This window comes from Lysobacter sp. 1R34A, assembly GCF_051217035.1.
Lineage (GTDB): Bacteria > Pseudomonadota > Gammaproteobacteria > Xanthomonadales > Xanthomonadaceae > Lysobacter.
In genome coordinates this window covers 1-5,774 of record NZ_JBPKJP010000161.1, presented here as the reverse complement: position 1 = coordinate 5,774, position 5,774 = coordinate 1, and the positions used below count along the sequence as shown (strand labels likewise).

Sequence of the window (5,774 nt, the reverse complement as noted above, 5' to 3'; positions counted from 1 at the left end):
GCAAAGAAAAACGCCGCAACCTGTGGGTTGCGGCGTTTTAGGGTAAAGCCCCTGGCGATGACCTACTCTTGCATGGCTTAGGCCACACTACCATCGGCGCATGTGCGTTTCACTTCCGAGTTCGGGATGGGATCGGGTGGTGCCACACAGCTATTATCACCAGGGAGAGGGTGGAGGGTCGCAGGCTTCGGTGGGTTGAAGTAGCGCGCACGCTCTCGTTGGGATGCTTCAGACGGGGTGGTCTCCGTCATCGGCGAATAAGTTGGAATGTAGCGAGTCAGTGTTGGGTTGGAATATCGACGCGTCGTCGAGTCCAAGGCCACTTGAGGTTATATGGTCAAGCCACACGGATCATTAGTACAGGTTAGCTCAATGCGTTGCCGCACTTACACACCCTGCCTATCAACCACCTAGTCTTGATGGTTCCTTTAGGGGACTTAAAGTCCCGGGAGATCTCATCTTGAGGCGCGCTTCCCGCTTAGATGCTTTCAGCGGTTATCGCTTCCGAACATAGCTACCCGGCAGTGCCACTGGCGTGACAACCGGAACACCAGAGGTTCGTCCACTCCGGTCCTCTCGTACTAGGAGCAGCCCCTCTCAAATCTCCAACGCCCACGACAGATAGGGACCGAACTGTCTCACGACGTTCTGAACCCAGCTCGCGTACCACTTTAAATGGCGAACAGCCATACCCTTGGGACCGACTACAGCCCCAGGATGTGATGAGCCGACATCGAGGTGCCAAACACCGCCGTCGATATGAACTCTTGGGCGGTATCAGCCTGTTATCCCCGGAGTACCTTTTATCCGTTGAGCGATGGCCCTTCCATACAGAACCACCGGATCACTAAGACCTACTTTCGTACCTGCTTGATCCGTCGATCTTGCAGTCAAGCACGCTTATGCCTTTGCACACAGTGCGCGATGTCCGACCGCGCTGAGCGTACCTTCGTGCTCCTCCGTTACACTTTGGGAGGAGACCGCCCCAGTCAAACTACCCACCATACACGGTCCCCGACCCGGATTACGGGCCTAGGTTAGAACGTCAAGCACGACAGGGTGGTATTTCAAGGATGGCTCCACCACAGCTAGCGCCATGGTTTCATAGCCTCCCACCTATCCTACACAGACGAACTCAACGTTCAGTGTAAAGCTATAGTAAAGGTTCACGGGGTCTTTCCGTCTTGCCGCGGGAACGCTGCATCTTCACAGCGATTTCAATTTCACTGAGTCTCGGGTGGAGACAGCGCCGCTGTCGTTACGCCATTCGTGCAGGTCGGAACTTACCCGACAAGGAATTTCGCTACCTTAGGACCGTTATAGTTACGGCCGCCGTTTACTGGGGCTTCGATCAAGAGCTTCGCCTTGCGGCTGACCCCATCAATTAACCTTCCAGCACCGGGCAGGCGTCACACCCTATACGTCCACTTTCGTGTTTGCAGAGTGCTGTGTTTTTGATAAACAGTCGCAGCGGCCTGGTCACTGCGGCCCCTCCCAGCTATTCACCAGAAAGGGCGCACCTTCTCCCGAAGTTACGGTGCTATTTTGCCTAGTTCCTTCACCCGAGTTCTCTCAAGCGCCTGAGAATTCTCATCCTGCCCACCTGTGTCGGTTTACGGTACGGTCTGCGTAAGCTGAAGCTTAGGAGCTTTTCCTGGAAGCGTGATATCAGCAGCCTAGTCCAAAAGGACCGGTCCTTAGTCTCAACGTTGCCCCCCCGGATTTGCCTAAGGGGACCGCCTCAACTCTCTCACCAGGACAACCAACGCCTGGCCTGCTTAACCTTCTCCGTCCCTCCATCGCACTTACGCGAGGTGCAGGAATATTAACCTGCTTCCCATCGACTACGCATTTCTGCCTCGCCTTAGGGGCCGACTCACCCTGCGTCGATTAACGTTGCGCAAGGAAACCTTGGGCTTTCGGCGTGCGGGCTTTTCACCCGCATTATCGTTACTCATGTCAGCATTCGCACTTCCGATACCTCCAGCGGACTTCTCAATCCACCTTCAACGGCTTACGGAACGCTCCTCTACCGCGCATCACGAAGTGATGCACCCCAAGCTTCGGTTTATCGCTTAGCCCCGTTAAATCTTCCGCGCAGACCGACTCGACCAGTGAGCTATTACGCTTTCTTTAAAGGGTGGCTGCTTCTAAGCCAACCTCCTGGCTGTCTGTGCCTTTCCACATCGTTCACCACTTAGCGATAAATTTGGGACCTTAGCTGTGGGTCTGGGTTGTTTCCCTTTTCACGACGGACGTTAGCACCCGCCGTGTGTCTCCCGGATAGTACGTACTGGTATTCGGAGTTTGCCATGGTTTGGTAAGTCGCAATGACCCCCTAGCCATAACAGTGCTCTACCCCCAGTAGTATTCGTCCGAGGCGCTACCTAAATAGCTTTCGAGGAGAACCAGCTATCTCCGGGTTCGATTAGCTTTTCACTCCTAATCACACCTCATCCCCTACCTTTGCAACGGGAGTGGGTTCGGGCCTCCAGTTGATGTTACTCAACCTTCACCCTGGGCATGACTAGATCACCCGGTTTCGGGTCTACTGCCCGCGACTATGCGCCCTTATCAGACTCGGTTTCCCTTCGCCTCCCCTATACGGTTAAGCTTGCCACGAACAGTAAGTCGCTGACCCATTATACAAAAGGTACGCAGTCACTCCTTGCGGAGCTCCTACTGCTTGTACGCACACGGTTTCAGGGTCTATTTCACTCCCTTCACCAGGGTTCTTTTCGCCTTTCCCTCACGGTACTGGTTCACTATCGGTCGGTCAGGAGTATTTAGCCTTGGAGGATGGTCCCCCCATGTTCAGACAGGGTTTCTCGTGCCCCGCCCTACTCGATTTCATCGCATCAGCCCCTTCGCATACAGGGCTGTCACCTTCTATGGCCGAGCTTTCCAACTCGTTTTGCTGAAGCTGATGCAACTTAAGGGCTAGTCCCCGTTCGCTCGTCACTACTTAGGGAATCTCGGTTGATTTCTTTTCCTCCGGGTACTTAGATATTTCAGTTCTCCGGGTTCGCTTCCAGCAGCTATGTATTCACTGCAGGATACCTATTGCTAGGTGGGTTTCCCCATTCGGACATCGCGGGATCAATGCTTATTGCCAGCTCCCCCGCGCTTTTCGCAGGCTGTCACGTCCTTCATCGCCTCTGACCGCCAAGGCATCCACCGTGTGCGCTTATTCGCTTGACCATATAACCCCAAGTCGCCTCAGGATTATCGATTCACGAACAAATCAACAACTTCAAATGTTTAGGGCCTCTTGGGCCCCGCCTTAGCCTCACGACACGTCTGGACATTCCGTCTCAAAACGCTCGCTACATTCCAGTTTTTCAAAGAACACTTCAAAGGCTTCAGCGCCTTCGAAGTTTCAAATCTTTATGTGTGCGCAGTTCAGAGTTTTGTCTCGCTCCAGCTTTCGCCAGGGTGGTGGGTCTGGGAGGACTCGAACCACCGGCCTCACCCTTATCAGGGGTGCGCTCTAACCACCTGAGCTACAGACCCAATTCGTCCATCAAGGACTACTTACTGGCTAGGTGGTGGAGCTTGTCGGGATCGAACCGACGACCCCCTGCTTGCAAAGCAGGTGCTCTCCCAGCTGAGCTAAAGCCCCATCGAAACGGGACGACTCCTCGATCACCCCAAGGCGATCGGGAACTCTGAAATGCAGGTCACTTGTGCGGACGTCTGGACAGGCAATTAACTGTCTTTTTGTCTCTAAAGGAGGTGATCCAGCCGCACCTTCCGATACGGCTACCTTGTTACGACTTCACCCCAGTCATCGGCCACACCGTGGCAAGCGCCCTCCCGAAGGTTAAGCTACCTGCTTCTGGTGCAACAAACTCCCATGGTGTGACGGGCGGTGTGTACAAGGCCCGGGAACGTATTCACCGCAGCAATGCTGATCTGCGATTACTAGCGATTCCGACTTCACGGAGTCGAGTTGCAGACTCCGATCCGGACTGAGATAGGGTTTCTGGGATTGGCTTGCCCTCGCGGGTTTGCAGCCCTCTGTCCCTACCATTGTAGTACGTGTGTAGCCCTGGTCGTAAGGGCCATGATGACTTGACGTCATCCCCACCTTCCTCCGGTTTGTCACCGGCGGTCTCCTTAGAGTTCCCACCATTACGTGCTGGCAACTAAGGACAAGGGTTGCGCTCGTTGCGGGACTTAACCCAACATCTCACGACACGAGCTGACGACAGCCATGCAGCACCTGTCTCACGGTTCCCGAAGGCACCAATCCATCTCTGGAAAGTTCCGTGGATGTCAAGACCAGGTAAGGTTCTTCGCGTTGCATCGAATTAAACCACATACTCCACCGCTTGTGCGGGCCCCCGTCAATTCCTTTGAGTTTCAGTCTTGCGACCGTACTTCCCAGGCGGCGAACTTAACGCGTTAGCTTCGATACTGAGAGCCAAGTTGCTCCCAACATCCAGTTCGCATCGTTTAGGGCGTGGACTACCAGGGTATCTAATCCTGTTTGCTCCCCACGCTTTCGTGCCTCAGTGTCAGTGCTGGTCCAGGTAGTCGCCTTCGCCACAGATGTTCCTCCCGATATCTACGCATTTCACTGCTACACCGGGAATTCCACTACCCTCTACCGCACTCTAGTAAGCCAGTTTCCAATGCCATTCCCAGGTTGAGCCCAGGGCTTTCACATCAGACTTAACAAACCACCTACGCACGCTTTACGCCCAGTAATTCCGAGTAACGCTTGCACCCTTCGTATTACCGCGGCTGCTGGCACGAAGTTAGCCGGTGCTTATTCTTCCGGTACCGTCATGACCTCGGGGTATTAACCCGAAGCTTTTCTTTCCGGACAAAAGTGCTTTACAACCCGAAGGCCTTCTTCACACACGCGGCATGGCTGGATCAGGCTTGCGCCCATTGTCCAATATTCCCCACTGCTGCCTCCCGTAGGAGTCTGGACCGTGTCTCAGTTCCAGTGTGGCTGATCATCCTCTCAGACCAGCTACGGATCGTCGCCTTGGTGGGCCTTTACCCCGCCAACTAGCTAATCCGACGTCGGCTCATCTATCTGCGCGAAGCCCGAAGGTCCTCCGCTTTCACCCGTAGGTCGTATGCGGTATTAGCGTAAGTTTCCCTACGTTATCCCCCACAAATAGGCAGATTCCGACGTTTTCCTCACCCGTCCGCCACTCGCCACCCAAGGAGCAAGCTCCTCTGTGCTGCCGTTCGACTTGCATGTGTTAGGCCTGCCGCCAGCGTTCACTCTGAGCCAGGATCAAACTCTTCACTTAAATGTTTCGACTCCAGCCTTGCGGCCTTCATCAATGCTTTGAGTGCAGACTTCGCCCCAGGCCCTCATTACTCAATTACTCGCATTTGCATGCTTTCTTCAATCATTTGGACTCTGTTACGAACGTCTGCAAGATGGACAATCATCCACCCGCCAGACGCCCGCACAAGTCACCTGCGCACACTGTCAAAGATCTTCGAAACCGGCCTCAGCGCCTTGTTTCGTGCTCGCCACCGAAGTGGCCGAGCGAGCCGCACACTATACAGCAGTTTTCGTGAACGTCAACACCTGTCCGCGAACTTCTTGCTGCTTCCCGACTCGCCTTCCGCTTCGTTTTTCCGAAGCCTCCGTCTCACCGGGCCGCGCATCTTACAGCATGTTTCCGACTCGTCAACACTCATCGAAACCGCCGTTTTCCGCGCCCCGACAACCTTACAAACCGGTTGGCGGGCCGCGCATCTTACAGCAATGTTTCAGACCGTCAACACCTGTCCAAACCGCC

2 tRNA genes and 3 rRNA genes are annotated in these 5,774 nt (G+C 54.6%); all 5 read right to left on the bottom strand.

Features of this window, described 5'->3' with window-relative positions:
* Positions 1 to 49: 49 nt before the first annotated feature.
* The 5 genes from rrf to ACSAMQ_RS19740 all read right to left on the bottom strand — a co-directional run bounded on the left by rrf (position 50) and on the right by ACSAMQ_RS19740 (position 5,273).
* Positions 50 to 164, bottom strand: a 5S ribosomal RNA gene (rrf, locus tag ACSAMQ_RS19760).
* Positions 165 to 333: 169 nt separating this feature from the next.
* A 23S ribosomal RNA gene (locus ACSAMQ_RS19755) occupies positions 334 to 3,201 on the bottom strand.
* Between the two features lie 235 nt (positions 3,202 to 3,436).
* A tRNA-Ile gene (locus tag ACSAMQ_RS19750) sits at positions 3,437 to 3,513 on the bottom strand.
* Between the two features lie 33 nt (positions 3,514 to 3,546).
* A tRNA-Ala gene (locus ACSAMQ_RS19745) sits at positions 3,547 to 3,622 on the bottom strand.
* Between the two features lie 106 nt (positions 3,623 to 3,728).
* Positions 3,729 to 5,273, bottom strand: a 16S ribosomal RNA gene (locus ACSAMQ_RS19740).
* Together the 16S, 23S and 5S rRNA genes with 2 tRNA genes alongside form the textbook arrangement of a ribosomal RNA operon.
* Between the last annotated feature and the right edge of the window lie 501 nt (positions 5,274 to 5,774).